The organism is uncultured Agitococcus sp., from assembly GCF_937920075.1.
Lineage (GTDB): Bacteria > Pseudomonadota > Gammaproteobacteria > Pseudomonadales > Moraxellaceae > Agitococcus.
The window spans coordinates 1-1,488 of record NZ_CALETI010000120.1 but is presented as its reverse complement, the minus strand read 5'-3'; the positions used below and the strand labels follow the sequence as shown (position 1 = coordinate 1,488).

3 protein-coding genes are annotated in these 1,488 nt (G+C 42.7%); all 3 read right to left on the bottom strand.

Translation table 11 applies throughout. From position 1 onward, the window contains the following. Positions 1 to 165: 165 nt before the first annotated feature. Complete coding sequence (locus Q0212_RS04360) at positions 166 to 642, bottom strand: DUF6878 family protein (RefSeq protein WP_297922763.1); 477 nt, start codon at positions 640 to 642, stop codon at positions 166 to 168. A gap of 80 nt (positions 643 to 722) precedes the next feature. After that, the gene (locus tag Q0212_RS04355; protein ID WP_297922760.1) at positions 723 to 1,157 is read right to left on the bottom strand and encodes a DUF6878 family protein; all 435 of its coding nucleotides are present in this window, start codon (positions 1,155 to 1,157) and stop codon (positions 723 to 725) included. 128 nt (positions 1,158 to 1,285) lie between these two features. After that, positions 1,286 to 1,488 (bottom strand): DUF932 domain-containing protein (locus Q0212_RS04350; RefSeq protein ID WP_297922758.1); only part of this gene is annotated, 203 nt, incomplete at its 5' end.

Below are 1,488 nucleotides of genomic sequence, written 5' to 3'. Positions count from 1 at the left end.
TGACGATTAGCACGCACCGCTTCAAAAGATTTAGGACTGTAACCCATCATGATAAGACTCCAAATGACTGGTAATTAAGAAAAAAGGGCATAAAAAAAGCCCTGTGCTAAACAGCAACAGGGCGAATGAAAAAAGAATCTGAGTGAAGGAAAGAAAATTAACTTACTAAATCAGCGTATTATTTACCGCTGGTTTTGTTGTATCGTGGTAGGGTGAATGACGCGCATATTCCATAAAAAATTGGGTATGAATCAATTCACAACGCTGTTCATCGGCATCTAAAATCACTTTACCCTCAGCCCCTTCTTCGGTATCCCAATCAGGGTATTTGATACCTAAACAGCTTAAGGCAAAATCACATAAGGCCACACGCATTGATACTTGTTGGACTTCACCTGCACTGTAATACTGACCTTGTGTATCACGCGCAAGGATTAAGAATTGATAGGGCAGTTGGCATTTGTCAATCTGCGTTAACTGCGTTTCGGGGAAGACCTTTAAGGCCGTGACATCGCCTGAATCGGCATAACTTTCGTATTCGATAGTAATTTCACTAATGCCTAATGACGGCATGGTGTGTAATAACAAATCACGATTGGCCTGAATAATCGCGATAGCTTCGGGATTATGATACTCGGGCATGGTTGTTCTCCATGAAAAAGTTGAATAACACTGAATGAAATAGATTTAACTTGAGTAGAGAGATACGTGTGGGTAGGGCTTTACAGACTGTAGGCAAAATCAAGACTTTCAGTGTAATAATCACTATGCTCTAATAAAAAATCGTCTTCGGCGACATGAATGGTCATCACCCCCGAACCGCCTTCATTGATTTCCCAACCGCTGTGATGGCTATCTACCCAAGTGAACACAAAGTCGCGTAACGCATCATCAAGCAACACCTCCTTATCTTCTAAAAAGTAATAACAAGCCCCTTCGCGGTATTCGCCACGCGCATAGCAATACACTAAACGCTGTGTGTTTAAGTGCGGCAAAGACGACTCAGGCTGAACAATTACCTCACTGACATCGCCTTCATCACCACCACCAACATAACGAACTGTCACCTCGGTAATGGCAACCGCATTCAACGCATCTAACAGCCGTTGACGATTGGTTGACAAGGCCTCATAACCTTGTGGACTATAGCCAAACATAAATACGCTCCTAGGGATTAACATGAAATGAAGAAACAAACGGCATAAAAAAAGCACGATGACCACCACAGTCACCGTGCTTAAACAGACATAAAATAAGGCAGTTGAATTAAATAAAACTGAATCAGCTAAGCCGACACCAATCGTAACGCCTCATCCAATGCTCTTTGCTTAATGGTTGCTCCTTGGCCAAACCATGCCGAATCTAAACGATGGTCAATACTGCGCGCTTTACGTTGATGGTCAACAAACTCCGTCACAGAGTTTAATAAACCAAACGCCGTGCCTTTCGCAGACGATAAATCTGAGCCTAAACCTTGACCCTCAAACA

What these genes read in the sequence shown, in the direction of transcription:
- Q0212_RS04360 (WP_297922763.1), bottom strand. Translation starts at nt 642, where the DNA reads ATGCCCGAGTATCATAATCCCGAAGCTATCGCGATTATTCAGGCCAAT.
- Q0212_RS04355 (WP_297922760.1), bottom strand. Translation starts at nt 1,157, where the DNA reads ATGTTTGGCTATAGTCCACAAGGTTATGAGGCCTTGTCAACCAATCGT.